At 47.9% G+C, this 16328-nt stretch carries 20 protein-coding genes and 1 tRNA gene; all 21 read right to left on the bottom strand.

Features of this window, described 5'->3' with window-relative positions; genetic code table 11:
* Positions 1 to 11: 11 nt before the first annotated feature.
* The 21 genes from MESINF_RS07190 to MESINF_RS07090 all read right to left on the bottom strand — a co-directional run bounded on the left by MESINF_RS07190 (position 12) and on the right by MESINF_RS07090 (position 16224).
* Positions 12 to 311: a UxaA family hydrolase gene (locus tag MESINF_RS07190; protein WP_169699190.1), complete on the bottom strand. Its 300-nt coding sequence runs from the start codon at positions 309 to 311 to the stop codon at positions 12 to 14.
* Positions 308 to 1036: a GntR family transcriptional regulator gene (locus tag MESINF_RS07185; protein ID WP_169699189.1), complete on the bottom strand. Its 729-nt coding sequence runs from the start codon at positions 1034 to 1036 to the stop codon at positions 308 to 310. Before MESINF_RS07185 ends, MESINF_RS07190 begins: the two co-directional genes overlap by 4 nt.
* Positions 1033 to 1863 carry a sugar phosphate isomerase/epimerase family protein gene (locus tag MESINF_RS07180; RefSeq protein WP_169699188.1) on the bottom strand — a complete coding sequence of 277 codons (831 nt, stop codon included), beginning with the start codon at positions 1861 to 1863 and terminating at the stop codon, positions 1033 to 1035. Before MESINF_RS07180 ends, MESINF_RS07185 begins: the two co-directional genes overlap by 4 nt.
* A 6-nt stretch (positions 1864 to 1869) precedes the next feature.
* The gene (locus MESINF_RS07175; protein WP_231936657.1) at positions 1870 to 2781 is read right to left on the bottom strand and encodes a phosphate acyltransferase; all 912 of its coding nucleotides are present in this window, start codon (positions 2779 to 2781) and stop codon (positions 1870 to 1872) included.
* A 9-nt stretch (positions 2782 to 2790) separates the two neighbouring features.
* On the bottom strand, positions 2791 to 3840 hold the full coding sequence (buk, locus tag MESINF_RS07170) for a butyrate kinase (RefSeq protein WP_169699187.1): 1050 nt from the start codon (positions 3838 to 3840) through the stop codon (positions 2791 to 2793).
* Entirely contained in the window at positions 3837 to 5090 is a 1254-nt protein-coding gene (locus tag MESINF_RS07165; RefSeq protein WP_169699186.1) for a LeuA family protein, read from the bottom strand. Before MESINF_RS07165 ends, buk begins: the two co-directional genes overlap by 4 nt.
* Positions 5087 to 6337: a lactate racemase domain-containing protein gene (locus tag MESINF_RS07160; protein ID WP_169699185.1), complete on the bottom strand. Its 1251-nt coding sequence runs from the start codon at positions 6335 to 6337 to the stop codon at positions 5087 to 5089. Before MESINF_RS07160 ends, MESINF_RS07165 begins: the two co-directional genes overlap by 4 nt.
* A 1-nt stretch (position 6338) precedes the next feature.
* Positions 6339 to 7055 (bottom strand): ABC transporter ATP-binding protein, encoded by a 717-nt coding sequence (locus MESINF_RS07155; protein WP_169699184.1) that lies wholly within the window; start codon positions 7053 to 7055, stop codon positions 6339 to 6341.
* Between the two features lie 2 nt (positions 7056 to 7057).
* A complete protein-coding gene (locus MESINF_RS07150; protein ID WP_169699183.1) occupies positions 7058 to 7816 on the bottom strand; it encodes an ABC transporter ATP-binding protein in 759 nt (252 codons plus the stop codon).
* 12 nt (positions 7817 to 7828) lie between these two features.
* The gene (locus MESINF_RS07145) at positions 7829 to 8791 is read right to left on the bottom strand and encodes a branched-chain amino acid ABC transporter permease (protein WP_169699182.1); all 963 of its coding nucleotides are present in this window, start codon (positions 8789 to 8791) and stop codon (positions 7829 to 7831) included.
* A gap of 10 nt (positions 8792 to 8801) precedes the next feature.
* Positions 8802 to 9692, bottom strand: coding sequence for a branched-chain amino acid ABC transporter permease (locus tag MESINF_RS07140; protein ID WP_169699181.1), 891 nt, complete (start codon positions 9690 to 9692; stop codon positions 8802 to 8804).
* A gap of 69 nt (positions 9693 to 9761) precedes the next feature.
* Positions 9762 to 10880 carry an ABC transporter substrate-binding protein gene (locus MESINF_RS07135; protein ID WP_169699180.1) on the bottom strand — a complete coding sequence of 373 codons (1119 nt, stop codon included), beginning with the start codon at positions 10878 to 10880 and terminating at the stop codon, positions 9762 to 9764.
* 288 nt (positions 10881 to 11168) lie between these two features.
* Positions 11169 to 11244: transfer RNA gene (locus tag MESINF_RS07130), tRNA-Trp, on the bottom strand.
* Between the two features lie 34 nt (positions 11245 to 11278).
* Complete coding sequence (locus tag MESINF_RS07125) at positions 11279 to 12718, bottom strand: proton-conducting transporter transmembrane domain-containing protein (RefSeq protein ID WP_169699179.1); 1440 nt, start codon at positions 12716 to 12718, stop codon at positions 11279 to 11281.
* Positions 12715 to 13071, bottom strand: coding sequence for a sodium:proton antiporter (locus MESINF_RS07120; protein WP_169699178.1), 357 nt, complete (start codon positions 13069 to 13071; stop codon positions 12715 to 12717). The genes MESINF_RS07125 and MESINF_RS07120 overlap by 4 nt, the downstream gene beginning before the upstream one ends.
* Positions 13068 to 13748, bottom strand: a complete 681-nt coding sequence (locus MESINF_RS07115; RefSeq protein ID WP_231936656.1) for an MnhB domain-containing protein — start codon at positions 13746 to 13748, stop codon at positions 13068 to 13070. Before MESINF_RS07115 ends, MESINF_RS07120 begins: the two co-directional genes overlap by 4 nt.
* Complete coding sequence (locus tag MESINF_RS07110) at positions 13745 to 14434, bottom strand: hydrogenase subunit MbhD domain-containing protein (RefSeq protein WP_169699177.1); 690 nt, start codon at positions 14432 to 14434, stop codon at positions 13745 to 13747. The genes MESINF_RS07115 and MESINF_RS07110 overlap by 4 nt, the downstream gene beginning before the upstream one ends.
* Positions 14431 to 14706 carry a monovalent cation/H(+) antiporter subunit G gene (locus MESINF_RS07105; protein WP_231936655.1) on the bottom strand — a complete coding sequence of 92 codons (276 nt, stop codon included), beginning with the start codon at positions 14704 to 14706 and terminating at the stop codon, positions 14431 to 14433. The genes MESINF_RS07110 and MESINF_RS07105 overlap by 4 nt, the downstream gene beginning before the upstream one ends.
* Positions 14706 to 14954 (bottom strand): hypothetical protein, encoded by a 249-nt coding sequence (locus MESINF_RS07100; protein ID WP_169699176.1) that lies wholly within the window; start codon positions 14952 to 14954, stop codon positions 14706 to 14708. The genes MESINF_RS07105 and MESINF_RS07100 overlap by 1 nt, the downstream gene beginning before the upstream one ends.
* Positions 14951 to 15304: a hypothetical protein gene (locus MESINF_RS07095; protein WP_169699175.1), complete on the bottom strand. Its 354-nt coding sequence runs from the start codon at positions 15302 to 15304 to the stop codon at positions 14951 to 14953. The genes MESINF_RS07100 and MESINF_RS07095 overlap by 4 nt, the downstream gene beginning before the upstream one ends.
* The gene (locus MESINF_RS07090; RefSeq protein WP_231936654.1) at positions 15301 to 16224 is read right to left on the bottom strand and encodes a radical SAM protein; all 924 of its coding nucleotides are present in this window, start codon (positions 16222 to 16224) and stop codon (positions 15301 to 15303) included. Before MESINF_RS07090 ends, MESINF_RS07095 begins: the two co-directional genes overlap by 4 nt.
* Positions 16225 to 16328 lie beyond the last annotated feature (104 nt).

The following is a 16328-nucleotide window of genomic DNA, read 5'->3' as shown; positions in this document are numbered from 1 at the left end:
ATAATAACGGCTTAAGCCTGTTCACCTCCTTTACCGGATTCCGTTCTGGCACTTTTTACATTGTGGACGTGAACGTGCTGTCCTGCAAATATTTCGATGGTTGCAATTCCAATCTTATTGTTATACTTTATCACCGCATCCCCGGGTATCATGTCTTTCACGGCCACTTTGTGACCGGAAGGTATAGAGTCTCTGGAAACGATTTTTTCTGCTTGACCGGTGCCTTTTATCTCAATCGTTTCACCCGGCTCCACTCTCTCCAGCAGAGTTGCCACGTTGTCGTTTTGAGAAAGCAAAATCGCTTGCTTCATACCTTTGCCTCCAATTCTAAAAAGCTGGTTGCCGTCTTGTAATCAACTTTCGATGACCCGAGGATCGAGCAGATAATATCCATTGAGTGTTTCAAATGCCTGTCTAGAGCCATTTCTGCTCTACTTAAGTTTCTCTCCAGAATTCCCTCAGCTATTTCCAGGTGTTCCTCCATCTCGCATATGATCCAGTCCTTCTGTTGCTGAGGCAGATAGTACTTGATAACGTTTCTCATTCTGGTTATGAGTATCGATATTTTCTGCATTATGTCTATGAGATAGCTGTTGCCACAATTTTCCAGTATTAGCCTGTGGAGTTTATAGTCGATGTCATAAGGAACATTTTCCATGGTCTCTTCTCGGTTGGAAAGGTGTTTCCGCATTCTAATTATCAGATTTGAAATGACTGACATATCCACCGAGTCTATGGATTCTCTTAGCGCCAGCTTTTCGAGTTCGATTCTTACGTAGAAAAGCTTCCTAACTTCTTCTTCGCTTATTTCCTTGACATAGAAGCTCTTCGACGGCCCAAGTATTAGCAAACCATCCTCCTTCAGCTTGTAGAGAGCGCCCCGAACAGGTGTTGACGAGACACCGTAAATGGTTTTGAGACGGCCGATGGTCAATTTTTTACCAGGCGGTATTTCAAGTTCGACTATACTTCTCAAGATAGATCTATAAACCTGTTGTTGAATTCCATGGAAACGGCTGCCGTCGGATCCAGTCATCGTAATCCCTCCCAGAACCGGGAATACTCGCACAGAAACCTGTAGCTATCTCTCAAAGTTTCATACTGTTCTGCGCCGCAAAAAACTTCCACGCTGATATCTCCCGTGTAACCGGCCTCGAAAAGCAAACCCAGGAACTTCTCGAAATCTATCTTTCCATACCCGGGTGGTTCGTGCATGGTATCTGCGATATGAACGTGTTTTATGGTTTCAATGTGTTCTCCGATAAATCCCGGGTCGGATCGGTAATCGAAATGATCCGAGTCTAGAAGTATTGAGAAATTTCTTAATCCAATCGAAGAGATAAACTCGTATGTTTCGTGGCAACTGTTCAGCAGAGGACAGATTTCTCTTTTCAAAGGCTCTATGAGAATAGATATTCCCGGCAGATTATTTGACACATATTCATCGACAACCCTTAAGGCCCCTTTTAATCGCTCCAGAGACTTTTCCGGTCCATCTTCCCACACAGTGCCCCTCAATCTACCGATATTCAGGTTGACTCCCAGTGCCTTCGCCTTCTTAGCCGCATCTATCAATCCGGATAGAGCCCGTTCTCTTTGCGAACTATCAGGGTTGTTAAGGGCCATACCCATCGTTCCTGCCATCTCGCCGGTACAAAGAAAGGAGATAGCAGTTTCCGTTTTTCTCTCCAGAAAGTGGATCTTCTCAACATCTACACGTGCCGGATCGGATATCATCAGCTCGAAAAAGTCGAAGCCCGCTTTCTTGAGTTGACTTAGGTTCTCTTCTAACGAGCCGGTGAGGCCAGTAACTCTGGATCCTGGTGGAATATCTTCGTTTGCGATCATGAAGGCCAGTCTCATAAAACCTCACACTCCCCCTGTTGCGTTCAGGATGGCCATCGCCAGTGATATCTCCTTCGAATCGCTTGAATCGCTTCTGGAGGTCAGCACCACGGGGAATCCGGCACCGAGAAGTAAACCGGCTGTCTTGCTATGAGCCAGATGAACCAGTCCCTTTATGAGGTTCGCAGCCGACTCGAGGTTTGAGCAGACTAAAACGTCTGCCTCTCCCCCGACGGGCGAGAGAATCATCTTCTTGATAGCCGCCTCTTTGCTCAACGCGGTATCTAAAGGCATGGGACCATCTATGTAACAGTTGCCAAAGTGACCTCTTTCAGACATTTTGGCGATCACGGCTCCGTCTATCAGATCCTGATTGGAATGGGTGATCCTCTCATTTATTCCTATAACCGCTATCTTTGGCTTTTCAAAACCAAGAGATCTGACGAACTCGCAAACGTTTTCCACTATGCCTATCTTCGTTTTCAGATCTGGATTCACATTCACCGTGCCGTCGGTTATGAAGAGAAGTCTTTCAAAACCAGGCACCTCGAGACAGGAAACGTGGCTTATGAGACGACCCGACGCCTTCACGCTTTCGCTTCTGAAAAGAACTCTCAAAAAGACGGCGGTATTCACCAATCCCTTCATGAGAACGGACGGCTTGTCCGCCCTTATCGTTTCTATCGCTCTGGCGGTGTTGATCTCCTCGGTATCACCCTCGATTATTTCGACATCTTCTAGACCCCTGTAATACTCGCTGGATTCTATCTTTTCTCTCTTTCCAAACAGAGTGAGTTTTATCCCCTCTCTCCAGGATCTCAAACTACCGAGTGCCTTAAGGGTCGAATCGTCGTATGGCTGGACGCACAGCACTTCGACCTTTCCGCTGCTCTGCCTGGCCCTTGATACTATCTGTGAAAGCGAGATAATTAGCACTGTACCACCTCAATATTCTAATGCCTTTTCCCTACCGGTTATCACCCTGTAAACCCCCGACGCGAGACTCTCCATTTCGAATTCACCTGGAAAGAGAAATACTCTGAAACCCTTTCCGAGCTTTTCGAGTAGGGCCGTCCTTACGAATTCAGATTTCACGACACCACCGGTGATAGCCAGAGCATCGGGATACCCGCCAAACACTGCCAGTAAACTGAAAATATACTTCGCAATATTATAGATATAAGCCTGAAGAACGACAACCGCACGATTATCACCTGCGCGAGCCATCTCCACGATTTTTTCCACATCTCTGGTCTGAAAATGTGAATAGAGCCCACCGACATGCGCCAGGTGATGAAGATAATCGTCGTGAGAGCGGGCGAAATCGGCTAATTCGTGCGTGGGAAGCGCACCGGCCCTTTCCACAGCGAAAGGTCCCTCTTTGTCGCTGTTGTATAGATCTACCATTTTTCCCTGAAGGTGGGCGCTCACGGAGGAACCCCCTCCGAGATGGGCCACTATTATTTTCGCCTCTTCGTAACTTTTTCCAAGTTGAGAAGCGGCTCTCCTGGCTATCGCCTTCATGTTCAAAGCGTGCGATAGCGAGTTGCGCGTTATATCCCTGATACCCGTGATCTTTGCCCAGTCGGCCATTTCATCGACGCTTATTGGATCGACAGTGAAAGCCTCTATACTGTTCTCGAAAGCTATTTCCGAGGCGATTACAACTGCGGTGTTAGCCGGATGAACACCCTGAAGACCAGCCCTCGCGTCTTTCAACATCTGATCGTTTATTCTGTAAACTCCCGAACTCAACGGTTTTAGTCTTCCACCTCTGGCCGCAATGGCGCATAACTGTTTTGATTCTATCCCTGAATCGACCAGTGCGCGGAGTATCTGCCCTTTCCTTATGAGATACTGCTCGGGGAAGAGAGGGAGATCGAGTTGATTCTCTTGGAGTGTCAACGTCTTTCTGAAAACCTCCCTCTCACCGTCGAAGACGGCTATCTTCGTCGATGTCGAGCCCGGATTGATAACGAGTATATAGCAACTCATCCTAGGTAATCACTCACAATCTTCTTGAATTCTTCGATCTCCAGAACGGCGTTTCTAATTCTCCCTTCTTTCCTGACTATCTCCGTAAGTTCTTCGAGCTGATCGTCACTACAGGTTATTCCAAGTCTCTTCAACCAATACTTGATACTCGCCTGACCACTGAAGGCTCCGAGCTTCACCTGAATCTCGCCCATACCGACAAGAGATGGCAAATAAGGGGTCATGGCCGGTTCGATTCCGGCCTCGTTCAACTTGTCTATGGCGTCAACTACAATGCCGGACTCGACCCAGAAGAGCCTCTTGCCGACTACAGGTTTGTTGTTGGCGACGGGTATTTTCGAGATATCTTCCACCAGTCTCGAAGTATAGGCGATCTTTTCAAGGTTAACCCCGGTATCGATACCCATGAGCAATTTCAGACCGGCAGCCACTTCCTCCGTTGCGACATTTCCCGTTCTCTCGCCCAAACCGTTGATCGAACTGTGGATACCCGCAGCTCCGGCCCTTACGGCGGCAAAAACCGAGCCCATGGCCAGTCCGAATTCGTTGTGAACGTGGAATTCCAGAGGAATATCCGGTATCGCCTTTCTGAGTTCGGTAAAGACGAACTCTATTGTGAACGGTGAGGCCACGCCGAAACTATCGACGAAGACTATGCTCTCCGGTTTGGCCTGCCTTGCCACTTCTGTAAAAACCTTAAATACGTAGTCGAAAGTCGAACGGGTCGTGTCCCAGCCCATGAATGTAGGTACCATCCCCTGTTCTTTCGCATACCCGATAGCCGTGACGACTCTATCTATAACCTTTTCGGCCGATACTCCGTACACGTATTCGTTGTCGTAAGGATTTATGGCGTGTTCTACCACCACTCTCTTTGCTCCGCACTCCAAAGAAGCGTCGATATCCTTTTTCATAGCCCTTGCGAAGGGCACTATCTCCGAGGTGAGGTTCATATCCACGAGCCTTCTGATCGCCCTTTTATTTTCGTCGGAGACCACCGGCATGCCTACTTCGATAGATTTAACTCCGAGTTCGTTGAGAGCTACACCTATTCGCACTCTCTGGTCTTCGTTCCAGGTCAATCCACAGGTTTGTTCTCCGTCTCTTAGCGTGACATCGTGTATATATACACTATCTCTGGCATTTTCACCTTTGATTGCCTTCTCGAAGTTCATGGGGCATACCCATTTTGAGCCGTCGAAATATTCCGTGCCGTTCAGCGGCATGTAATCGAGATCCTTAGGTTTCATAACTTTACCTCCATTGTCGTTTCTACTTGCGGTAGAATGTATGAGTTTTCTAGCACGACTATTTCTCGATCCTTAGCTTTTATACTATCTATGGTCTTTTGAAGGTCATCGTGGACCGATAGACCTATTTCATCGAACATTGACCGGTACGCAGTATCACTCACGATGTGGACACGCTTTCTCTCCATTATATTCTTCACGGCATAGGCGGCTACGTAGGCCAGCGGATCCTGGGCGGTCAGTCCGTCCAGCTCCTCGAGAATCTCTGCGCTTTTGAGCCTGAGCAATTTGGCGAATGCCGGATGATCGCCGAATCCTTCATTTAAGGGTGATACCATTATGATATCGCCGCCGTCCTTGGTTATAAGATCAGCCGTGTAGAGAGCCTTTCCGCCCTGCCAGAAATCCGTGGTTGACGGATAGGATGATATCACCGTGATGTCTGATCTATGATCGAAGACCCTGAGCAATTCGCCTTTGGCCAGCTCGACGCCCCTTCTGTGCGCGGTTATATGATCACCCGAAACACACCCTTTTACGGTGCCGTCTTTACCGTAGTAATAATTGATAATGAAGTCCAGACCAACTCTGGAGCCTGTCTCGTCTATGAGATCTCGAAACTCGTTTTCGACGACGCCGACGTCGGCAGAGCTGTTTAGAATGGCCATCCTGTGAGACTGGAAGACTGTCTCGTATGAAGCGACCCCCGGCACTACCATTTTTGCGCCGCCCGACCATCCTGAAAAGCGGTGGGGTACTATCGAACCTATTGCGACCAGCAGATCGCTCTCCACATTTCTGTTGATCCTCAACGGGACATTCATGTAGTTTCCAAAGTCCTTCATTTCGCTACCGTCAGCAGCGTCGTGCTGTATTATCTCCGTACTGGCCAGGAAGCTGGCGAACTTCTCGATCAATTCAATTTCAGTCATCTTCCTGTGAGTACCGGTGGCGACTAGAAGCTTCACCTTATCCCACGAAATTGCCCGTCTTCCAAACTCGAATTTTAGATATTCGAGCGTCTCGAGAACCGGTGAGTGTCTCGTATGATCCTCCACTATGAAGACTATACTACCGGCTTCGCGAGCCAGAGTGTACAAATCTACGTTATCAGCCATCGAAAGAGAGGTTTCGAGATCTCTATGAGCAACATTCTCCGTCGTGATTTTCAACGGTGCGAGAAGACTGCCGGCCGTAATCTCCAGACCGAGTTTCTTTCCTGTCGTATAATCCAGTTCCACAAACATTTCACTTGCCACCGAAGTACATTTCTCTTATTCTCTCGTCGCTTTTTACTTCTTCGACGCTCCCTTCAAGCTTTATCTGGCCCTGAGAGACTATATAGACCCTGTCACTCATCGGAAGGGAAAGTTTTGCGTTCTGCTCCACTATGAGCATAGTAAGGCCGGCATCCTTTACGAATTTCTTCAAGGTTTCGAATATCCTCTTCACAATGACCGGAGCCAGACCCATCGATGGTTCGTCGATCATCATTATCAACGGCTCGGAAACGATAGCTCTCCCTATGGCGAGCATCTGTTGCTCCCCGCCGGAAAGAGTTCCTGCCATCTGTCCCTTTCTAGGCTTCAGTTCGGAGAAGAGTTCATAGACCCTTTCGATGTTTGGTCTGGCCTTTGCCAGGCCTATCCTCGTCGCGGCAACTTCGAGGTTCTCCTGAACCGTCAGCTCGGCGAAAACCTGCCTCCCCTCTGGAACATGAATGACACCCAGCCGCGTGATTTTGTGCGGGGCGAGATTCTGGATCTCTTCTCCGTTGAGGAAGACCTTGCTTCCTGGCTCAGAAGGCACCAGTCCAGAGATGCTTTTCAGCAGTGTAGTCTTTCCCGCTCCATTTGGACCCAGCACAGAGATGACCTCGCCCTTTGCGGCCTTTATGGAAACTTTTCTGAGAGCGGGAACTTCGTTGTAAGAGACAGATAGGTCTCTGGTTTCAAGTAAAAACATGCTTATTCCTCCCCCAGATAGGCTTTCAGGACCAGCGGATCCCTTTCGATCTCTTCGAACTTTCCCTGTGCAATTACCTGACCGAAATTCAACACATACACCCAGTCGGCCACGGCCTTTATGAAGTCCATGGTATGTTCCACCAGTAGAGTTGTAATTCCGCGTTCTTTGAGTATTATAATCAGATCCATTATCACTTTGAACTCATCCCTGGTCATTCCAGCGGCCGGTTCGTCGAGGAAGAGAAGCTGCGGTTCCAGTGCCAGGGCTCTTGCTATTTCGAGACATCGTCTCAATCCGTACGCCATACCCGTTGGAGAATCGTATGCTTTGTCTTCCAGTCCCACGAGTTTCAAAAGTTCCAGAGCCTTCTCTCTATTATCCCTCTCCTCTCTCTTGAATTTCGGGGTATTGAGAACCACGCTGATAGGACCTGATTTATAGAAAGGCTTCCTCGCGACGAGAACATTTTCGATAACCGACAGATTCTCAAACAGACGAATCTTCTGGAAAGTTCTCGCAATACCCATTCTGCTTATCACATTGACATCCAGGCCGGAGATATCCCGATCCTTGAAATAGACCTTTCCGCTGGTTATGGGATGTACCCCCGTGACGACATTTATAAATGTCGTCTTGCCGGAACCGTTCGGACCGATCAGGGCCGTTATTTTACCTTCGGGGATTCCGATAGAAAGGTTATTGTTCGCGACCACCCCTCCGAAGCTCTTGGTCATGTTTTCTGTTCTAAGTATGTCCATGTCCAACCCACCTTACAACGTCTTTGTGTTGCTTCTCTTCAGCCTGAAGGTCTTCCTGAAAAGGTTTTCAAGTATCGGTCCCAGTCCCATCGGCATGAAGATGATTATCACTATGACAATCAGTGATGTGACCATCAGATAATAGTTTTCCCAGCCACCGAATCTCAGGAACTCCGGGAGAAGCGTTAAACCTATACCGCCGACGACCCCGCCGCTCATGTGTCTCAGGCCTCCGACAACGGCCATGGCCACAAAGTTGGAAGATTCGAAAAACGTGAACGGCTCCGGAGAGAGAAATCCGGCCAGATGGGCGTAAAGAGCCCCTGCAAGACCGGCAAGACCTGCAGCGAAACCGAAGGCGGCGATTTTCAGTCTCTTTGTCGAAATGCCGCAGCTCTCTGTGGCCACGTCATCGTCGTTCATTGCGAGCATCGCCCTACCGAAGTGAGAATGCTTTATTCTGAACATTATATAAACACAGAGGACGAGTAGAGCTCCGAAAATCCAGAAGACCTGGCCGAAGGAGAGCATCTTGTTTCCCAACGAATAGAAGGGAATTCCAAAGAAACCGTAAGGACCTCCCGTGATCGGCGTGAGGTTTATCACCAGCATCCACACAATCTGCCCGAAGGCGATCGTGACAAGCGAAAGAAAAAAGGCCTTCAACTTGAACGAAGGAATGCTCAACAAAAAACCGGCCAGAACGCTTATGGCGATCCCTATGATAATCCCGACGGGTATGGGCATGCCCAGTTTTACCGTGAAATATGCCGAACTGTATGCGCCGATCGCGTAGAATCCGGCCTGACCGAGGGAAATCTGACCGGCAAAGCCGGTTAGAAAGACGAGACCAGTCGCGAGGATGGCATGAATCAAAGCCCTGTTCATAAGATAAAGGTGATACATATTCTTGTTGAGGATCGGAAAGAGTATTATTGCAAGGATTGCTCCCGCGATAAAAAGCAACTTCTTCATCTCACGCCTCCTATATCTTCTTGCCCTTCCAGTTGAAGATCCCGGAAGGCTTCAATATGAGCACTGCAACGAGAACAGAGAAGGATATTATATCTCTGTAGGTCGAAGATATATAGAGGGTCGAGAAGTTCTCGAGAAGCCCCAGGCTGATTCCCCCGAGTATCGTTCCGTAAGGGTTGGTCAGTCCGCCGAGAACGGCCGAAGCGAAGCCCTTTACCCCGATCGAGCCTCCACCCAGTTCGAGAGATACGAAGTAGATGGGGGCGAGAAGAATACCTGCGATTCCCACAACACATGTCGCCATGACGAATGAAAGCGAAGTGGTCACTTTTACATCTATTCCCATAAGAGCCGCGGCCTCTCTGTTTTGAGCCGCCGCGCGGAATGATTTTCCTATAAGAGTTTTGTTAAGGATGAAGTATATCAGAACCATCAGTGCAGCGATCACCAGATAAATATTCAGGTAAAGTGTCGGAATCCTGATGCTACCGATCGTGATGAAGTCTTTACTACCGCCAAATACTGGGGGGAAGGGTTTCGGGAGGGCCCCGTAGGTCACAATTATCAAATTGAGCCAGAAAGTGCAAAGCATTAGCGTAGCAACCACAAATTCCAGTCTTCCTCCGCCTCTCTTCCTTATAGGTTCATATATGAAAATACGGAGACCGAGCCCGTAAAGCGCTATAACACCTACAGACAGAACGAAAGATAGAAAGAACCCCAGCTTGACCATCGTGTAGAATGTGTAGAAAAGATAGGCTCCCAGCATGGCCGATGAGATATTGGCGAAGTTGATCCTGGAGATTGTCAACCAGAGGAAAACGACGCCCAGTCCGACAAGACCGTATGTGGCACCTATTGAAGCCCCTGAAACAATATTCTGGAGAATGTCTTGAAGCATCATTCACACTCCTTGTCTGGATAAATAAAAGTGAGAGGAAGACCCTTTGTCTTCCTCTCACCAAGAGGTCTAGAACATCTTGTTGATTATCCTCCAGTCTTTTCCGTCGAACTGGGAGATCAAACAAACGTTGGTGAAGTTGTGATGCTCATCACACTTCAATTCACCCTGGACACCGAATATATTCGCCTTTGTCGCCAGGTACTGAGCGATCTTTGTGCCATCTGTTCCAACATTCTTGATCGCTTCGGCCAGGAGGTACATCCCATCGTAATAAGCCTGTGCGGGATCGCTCGGTTCTTTACCGTCCCATCTCGCCTTGTAAGCCTCAACAAAAGCGACAACTGCCGGATCTGGATCGACGGGATTGAAACCCTGGACAGAATAAACACCGATAGCAGCTTCTGGAGCGAGGTCTGTGAAGGCTGGAACTCCCCATGCCGAGAAACCTATGATAGGCACATCGATCTGAAGTTGTCTCAATTGATTGACCGTTACGGCGGCCTCCGATTCGTGGGTAAGACCTATAAGACCGTCGAAGCCGGCGTTCTTAAGTTTAAGAAGCTGGCCTGTGGCGTCTTTGTCGCCCTCTTTTATCTGTTCCATCGCAACAATCTCCACTCCGTACTTGGGGAACTCCGCCTTCGCCACTTCCAGAGCCGCGAGACAGTAATCCGTCGAGCCATAAATTACACCGGGCTTTTTGATACCTAGAACCTCAACGGCGTATTTGACAAGCTGAACGACCTTCACTTCGTCGTCCGCTCTCAAGCGGAAAAGGAAATCGTTGGGAATCTTGGTGTACCTGAATGAGGGTGAAGTGGCTCCGACAAGCATGGGGATTTTCGCCTGTTGGGCCAGCGGGTGAACTCCAATAACCGCACTGCTCATGTTTGGTCCAAATACCGCAACAACATTATCCTGGAAGAGCGCTCTTCTAACAACGTTTGCGGCGGTGCTGGGATTGGCCGCATCGTCATATACAAGCATCTCGAGCATATTGCCGTTGATGCCGCCGGCGGCGTTAATTTCTTCGAGAGCAAGCTGCGCACCCATTTTGATGTAGTCGCCCAGAATCGAACCCAACCCTGTGAAAGGAGCTACAAGAGCAATTTTGATCGTTGCCCCCAAAGCTGCGACTCCCAGAAGCAAGACAATTGCCAGTACAAGTACTTTGTTTAGTTTCATTCAAACACCTCCATATTTGGGGTAAGTTTGTACCCCTATTTTCACGGAAAGAATTGATAATTGCAATATCATTACGATGATGCATTATACATCATGCAAAGTGTACCACGATTTCTATAAATCACTCAACCTCTTAAGAACCAATCTGGCGAAATTCTGGATACTGTTGGTCGATTAAAGAGTAATAACTTATTTTTTCTAATATAGGCGCTCCCTTTCCGTGTAAATGGGGAGGTATGAAGTGAAATTCGACAAAAATGAAAAAGAGAGGAAAAATCCTCTCTTTTCTGGCAGGCGAGGAGGGCCTCGAACCCCCGACCTACGATTTTGGAGACCGTCGCTCTGCCAATTGAGCTACTCGCCTACAAGAACGATTATAGACGAATCTACCGCCCTTTTCAAGTGGAAAGAATTACGAATCCAATCGAAAAAAGGAACATGATAAGATAGACCGCCAGGGAGTTGTCGATCCTTTCAAAAAAGACAGGCAGAGGTCTCATGAACTTCCTGCAAAGGAAATACAAGCCAATACCGACCATGATCATAAGAAACGACTCGAACATGTAGATCTTGAAGCCTACGATTCCGTGAATCATTATGGTTATCGAGAGAATCGAATATGCCAAGAGCGTACCGATGGGCAGTTTCCCCATCTCTTTAGAGGGCTTCAAAAAAATGAATTTAGAAAAAATCATGGCTGTACCAATGGACGAGAGCATCATAAGAACCTTCAACCAGGGACAGCAAGCGCCGTGTATAATCACTTCTTTGGTAACGCAACCGGATGTCAACGGAAATCCGGAAATTGCCAGCGAACCAACCAGAAGGAAAAGGTACTCTATACGGGTTATTCTACCCGACCAGTCTTTGTACTTTTTAGTTCCGAGCCTCGTGGATACATTTCCGGCAACTAGAAAGAGGAGTGTTTTGAAAACAGCATGACTGAAACCGTGCCATGAAGTGACCTTGTCGCATGTAACCATCATGAACCCAACTTGCGAAATAGTGGAGTAAGCCAAGAGACGCTTGGCGTCTTTGGAGTTCACGGCGAAGATAATGCCGGCAATTGCGCTGAATATACCTATGTACACGAACTCGTCTTTCAACCAGCCGAAGGACTCATACTGGACGAACCTTATAGAGAGATAGACATCGATCTTCACGACCAGACCCGAGAGAATAGGCGAAACCTCTACCGGCGCGTTGGAGTGGGCGTCGGGAAGCCACATGGAAAAGAGGAAGAGGCCGGACTTCACAGCAAGTCCTCCGAATATCAAAACCGAGGCTATACTTGAAACACTATTCAATCCTTCCATGGCGAAAGAGCCGGTCTCCATGTACACCAGTCCTATCCCCAACAGAAAGAAATTCAACCCTAGCGATGAGAGTAGAAGGTACTTTAGACTGGCCCAGGCCTGGCGGCCCTTCTTTTCGTAGGAGATCAGTATGAAGGAGATGATCGATACCAGCTCCACGGTAACGAAAACGTTGAAAAGATCTCTAGAAAGAAAGATCGAATTCAATGTGCCGTACATGATGAGGATCAGGCTGTAGAAGAAACCATCGTAGTTCTTCCTCAAAGAGTTAAGAGTTATCGCCAGCATTACAAGGAAGGTTGAAAGAATGAATGGTATGGCGAGGTCATCCATAGCCAGTCTTATGCCAAGTTCTCCCCAGTTTCCCAAGTTCACATCGAGCTTCCCGAAGAGATAGAAGGGTAAGAAACTTCCATTGATTATCGTTGCAAGTAACGCCAAACCGGCACAGAGTTGCCGCCTCTCCCTGAGTATAAGACAGATTATTCCACCCAAAACTGGCAGAAAGATCATGAAAATCATTCTTTTTCCCTCTCGAAGTTCGATTCGATAGTCCCGATATCCATAGTGTGATATTTGTTGTAGATAATTATCGCGAAGACCAGCGATAGACAGAGAAGGGCGAAGGATATTACAATGCCGGTTATTATGACGGCTTGCGGGATCGGATCGGCGTAAGCGATAGAGAAATCGCCATTTACGATCGGCGCTATTATACTCCTTCTTGAACTGATACCGGCGTAGAGTGTATTTATAGATGTTTCCACGATTCCCAGAGAGAGGATCTTCTTTATGATGTTTCTGGAAAGGAGCATGCCTATCGTTCCCACGAGCATGCCGGCCACAGACATATAAAAGATAACGTTTCCAGTCATAGTGTACCCCGTCTGTTTATAAATTCGCTCGACATCTTCCATGCTCCGGCATAGACTTTTATGCCGATAAGAATATTCAGAACCGGAATCAACCCGCCGCTAAGCACCTCTCCGAACTCGCCTCCTGCGAGCAATCTTGCGTGCATTTCCGGAAAGAGAATGATGAAAGAGACCAAAGAGAAGATTATTATCAAGCTTGCGTTTTCCAGCATCTTGATTTTGAACCTATCGTAGTGAGAGTTGGCTTTTGCGAAGTTCGATGTCAATCCATAGGTAACTATCCCGGTGGCGAGAACGACTCCTCCCACGAAGCCTCCACCAGGACTGATATGTCCTTCCAGCACCAAATAAAGAAAGAGCGTTATTGAAAGCGCAGCCAGTCCTCCGCTATAAACTGTCACTGAACCGAAGACCTGTTGGCTCCCTTCATCACTCCTTGGAAGCGAGCTGAAGAGCGTCGTCACTCCGAGTGCCGTAATACTGAAGACTATGACCTCGAAAATGGTATCGTAAAGTCGAGTCTCCAGATAAACAGCTGTAACGGCATTTGGAATGTTTGTACGTCCGATTATCACTTCCAACCCTTCTGGAAAGACGAGGTCGATTTTCGCCTGAAGAACCACAACCAGGAAAATCATCGACGCGGCGATAATACCCAGAATCTTCACGACCTTCACAGATATCTCCCCACTATCTTCTCCATCCTTCCATCCTTAACCATATTCTCTATATCGTTCGAAAGAATTCTGGCAAGATCTTCGGAACTCCTGGAGACGATAAAAACGTAATTGCTCTTCTTCAAAAAGACGGGCCGGGGTGAAACCGACATTCTACTCAATTGCTTCAGCTTCACGAAATCAACTTCGACCCCTTCAAAATCGAAGATCGAAGTTTCAAGATAAGCGATACCCCGGGTATCTCCAGAAAGTTCTTCCTGAGTGAAGGCACCGCACAGGATATCTATCTCATGCGCTTCTACCGCTTTGATAGCCGCCTCTCTGCTCTCAAAGGCCATCGCCTCTATATGGTACCCTTCCTTTTCGTCTATTCTCTTCATGATCTCCCATTCCAGTCCCTTCAAACCGCCCGAACCGGCCTCGATCATCGAGGGGACATTCACAAAACCCAGCCGAACTCTCCTCTGGCGCTTCAAAGCCATAATGTAAACTATTAGAACTAGAGCGACGCCAACGGTGAACTGCGTCATCGCTACGTCGGGAGCACCTGCCAAGAGCATGACGATAGCCGAAAGCGAACCCATTATTCCGAACCAGATAACGGCCTGGAAACTGTTTTTGGATGCTACGACTATTACTGCGCTGATCAGGTAGAGGGCACCGATCATGATCGCTACTGTATTCATCCCTCTCCCTCCGAGTTGATATAAGCACGGGCGATTACATGGGTAACCAGCGGGCCGGTTACCATCAGGGCAGCCACGAAAGCTATTGTCTCGATTATAGAGAGACAGCCGAAAAAAAAGGCCGAGACGACTATAAAAATCAGGCCGACGGTGTCGGCAATAGTCAAAAAGTGCAAAGTGGCGATTACTGTGTGTGCTATTATCGAACGCAGGGTTCCTATAACTACGAAAACCAGTCCAGCGAAGAGAAAAAAGTGACCTACGATTTCCATTATCTGCGCACCCCCAGATAATATGCCGCAATTATAGTGCCGCTGGTGTTTAATATGAGAAAGAGCAAGGCAACCTCGGATATGAAATCGACCCGCGTCACCAGTTCTATAAAGACTATCCCCACGAGAAGTCTGGTGGAAATTGACGAATATCCAATGAGTAATCTCCAAGGATTCTGTCCGGCTGAAAACCAAACCAGCATGGCTATTGAAGCCATAAGGGAGAACATCGTTATGTAAAAAATCAATGTTTCACCTCGTGGATCAGAAAACCTTCTCTATCCTTGGAAATGACTATCTCCTCAGGAGTCATGGTCACCGAAAGGATCTTGCCGAACTCCTCGATCCGATTTTCCGGTATTCCTTCAGACCTGACCGTGAATACTGGCCTGGAGAAAAGCAGCCTGAAAGACTGGAAAATGGCTGGGGGTAGCGACATTAAGATCTTGAAAGCCATTCTTACAGATGGACCCTTCGGGATAAGTTTCGATGCAATGTATTGGACAAAACCCGAAACGATTACGCCGGAAATTAGAGCCATCGGTGTGATCTTTCCAAAAAATGTTATCCAGAGAAACAGGGAAATCGTGAATATCATTGATCCCACCCGACTGGCCTGGCCCGGAACGGTTCTTCAAGATCGAAATGCTGCATCCAGCCTGTCAAACCGTAATTATCTATTATTTCGAGTGCATCGTTGTATTCTTCCTGCGTAATCCTTCTGGATATTTCGGGGTATTCACGAGCCCTGTAAACTGGTCTGTACTGGGACATTAGTGATATGGGAACGGAGGCCGAAAGTTCGAAGGCCACGTATTCTGCCATCTCCCGGGTCCCCGCTAAATTTTCAGGAAGAACGAGATGCCTTATTATCACACCTCTCATTTCCTCATCTTTGAAAGAGCCGACCTGGGAAAACATCTCTCTGATCGCTTTCCTGGTGACCGACCAGTAGTCGGCAACGCCGGAGTATTTCTTTCCTATTTTGTCGTCTGTGTATCTTATATCGGCAAGATAAACGTCGACAATGCCTTCCAGAAGTTTCAAGGTATCGGGTCTTTCGTAACCGCTGGTGTTGAAGACAATCGGAAGCGAAAAGCCTCTTACGAGAGCATATTCATAAGCCCTGAGAAATCCGTACAGGTTCGGCGTCGGAGTGACCAAATCCAGACAGACGGCGCCTTCTCTTTCTACGCTCAAGAAGGCTTCTCCGAGCCGTTCAACGGAAATCTCTCTGCCATTGTTTTTCTGGCTGAAGGCGAAGTTCTGACAGTATATACAGCTCATGGTACACCCGCTGAAGAAAACGGCTCCTGCCCCTCCCTTCTTTACCAGAGGAGGCTCCTCGCCGAAGTGTAAAACTATCGCCGAAACCCTGGGATCTGAAAACTGCCTGCAAAAGCCGGCCGTCATGAACCTGTTGACCCTACAGTTCTTCGGGCAGAGATCACACGAAAGAATACGCTCCCCCAATATTGAAATCGCTTCCCTGACTTTCTCTATTCGTTGTCCGTTCAATCGAACACCTTCCTGATATACAAAACTGCTGCACTCCCACAAATTTTTAGCAAACGCCCTCGAGATTTATCAGGTTCGTTTCCGAAAATGCGCAAGGACCACCT

The organism is Mesotoga infera, from assembly GCF_900157305.1.
In the GTDB taxonomy this organism is placed as follows: Bacteria; Thermotogota; Thermotogae; order Petrotogales; family Kosmotogaceae; genus Mesotoga; species Mesotoga infera.
The sequence above is the reverse complement of the archived record's forward strand: the minus strand, read 5'-3'. Positions and strand labels throughout refer to the sequence as shown.

What these genes read in the sequence shown, in the direction of transcription:
- MESINF_RS07105 (WP_231936655.1), bottom strand. Translation starts at nt 14,706, where the DNA reads ATGGAAATCGTAGGTCACTTTTTTCTCTTCGCTGGACTGGTTTTCGTA.
- MESINF_RS07110 (WP_169699177.1), bottom strand. Translation starts at nt 14,434, where the DNA reads ATGAATACAGTAGCGATCATGATCGGTGCCCTCTACCTGATCAGCGCA.
- MESINF_RS07145 (WP_169699182.1), bottom strand. Translation starts at nt 8,791, where the DNA reads ATGAAGAAGTTGCTTTTTATCGCGGGAGCAATCCTTGCAATAATACTC.
- MESINF_RS07190 (WP_169699190.1), bottom strand. Translation starts at nt 311, where the DNA reads ATGAAGCAAGCGATTTTGCTTTCTCAAAACGACAACGTGGCAACTCTG.
- MESINF_RS07165 (WP_169699186.1), bottom strand. Translation starts at nt 5,090, where the DNA reads ATGAAACCTAAGGATCTCGATTACATGCCGCTGAACGGCACGGAATAT.
- MESINF_RS07140 (WP_169699181.1), bottom strand. Translation starts at nt 9,692, where the DNA reads ATGCTTCAAGACATTCTCCAGAATATTGTTTCAGGGGCTTCAATAGGT.
- MESINF_RS07160 (WP_169699185.1), bottom strand. Translation starts at nt 6,337, where the DNA reads ATGTTTGTGGAACTGGATTATACGACAGGAAAGAAACTCGGTCTGGAG.
- MESINF_RS07185 (WP_169699189.1), bottom strand. Translation starts at nt 1,036, where the DNA reads ATGACTGGATCCGACGGCAGCCGTTTCCATGGAATTCAACAACAGGTT.
- MESINF_RS07155 (WP_169699184.1), bottom strand. Translation starts at nt 7,055, where the DNA reads ATGTTTTTACTTGAAACCAGAGACCTATCTGTCTCTTACAACGAAGTT.
- MESINF_RS07125 (WP_169699179.1), bottom strand. Translation starts at nt 12,718, where the DNA reads ATGATTTTCATGATCTTTCTGCCAGTTTTGGGTGGAATAATCTGTCTT.
- MESINF_RS07095 (WP_169699175.1), bottom strand. Translation starts at nt 15,304, where the DNA reads ATGATATTCACGATTTCCCTGTTTCTCTGGATAACATTTTTTGGAAAG.
- buk (WP_169699187.1), bottom strand. Translation starts at nt 3,840, where the DNA reads ATGAGTTGCTATATACTCGTTATCAATCCGGGCTCGACATCGACGAAG.
- MESINF_RS07150 (WP_169699183.1), bottom strand. Translation starts at nt 7,816, where the DNA reads ATGGACATACTTAGAACAGAAAACATGACCAAGAGCTTCGGAGGGGTG.
- MESINF_RS07180 (WP_169699188.1), bottom strand. Translation starts at nt 1,863, where the DNA reads ATGAGACTGGCCTTCATGATCGCAAACGAAGATATTCCACCAGGATCC.
- MESINF_RS07120 (WP_169699178.1), bottom strand. Translation starts at nt 13,071, where the DNA reads ATGACTGGAAACGTTATCTTTTATATGTCTGTGGCCGGCATGCTCGTG.
- MESINF_RS07135 (WP_169699180.1), bottom strand. Translation starts at nt 10,880, where the DNA reads ATGAAACTAAACAAAGTACTTGTACTGGCAATTGTCTTGCTTCTGGGA.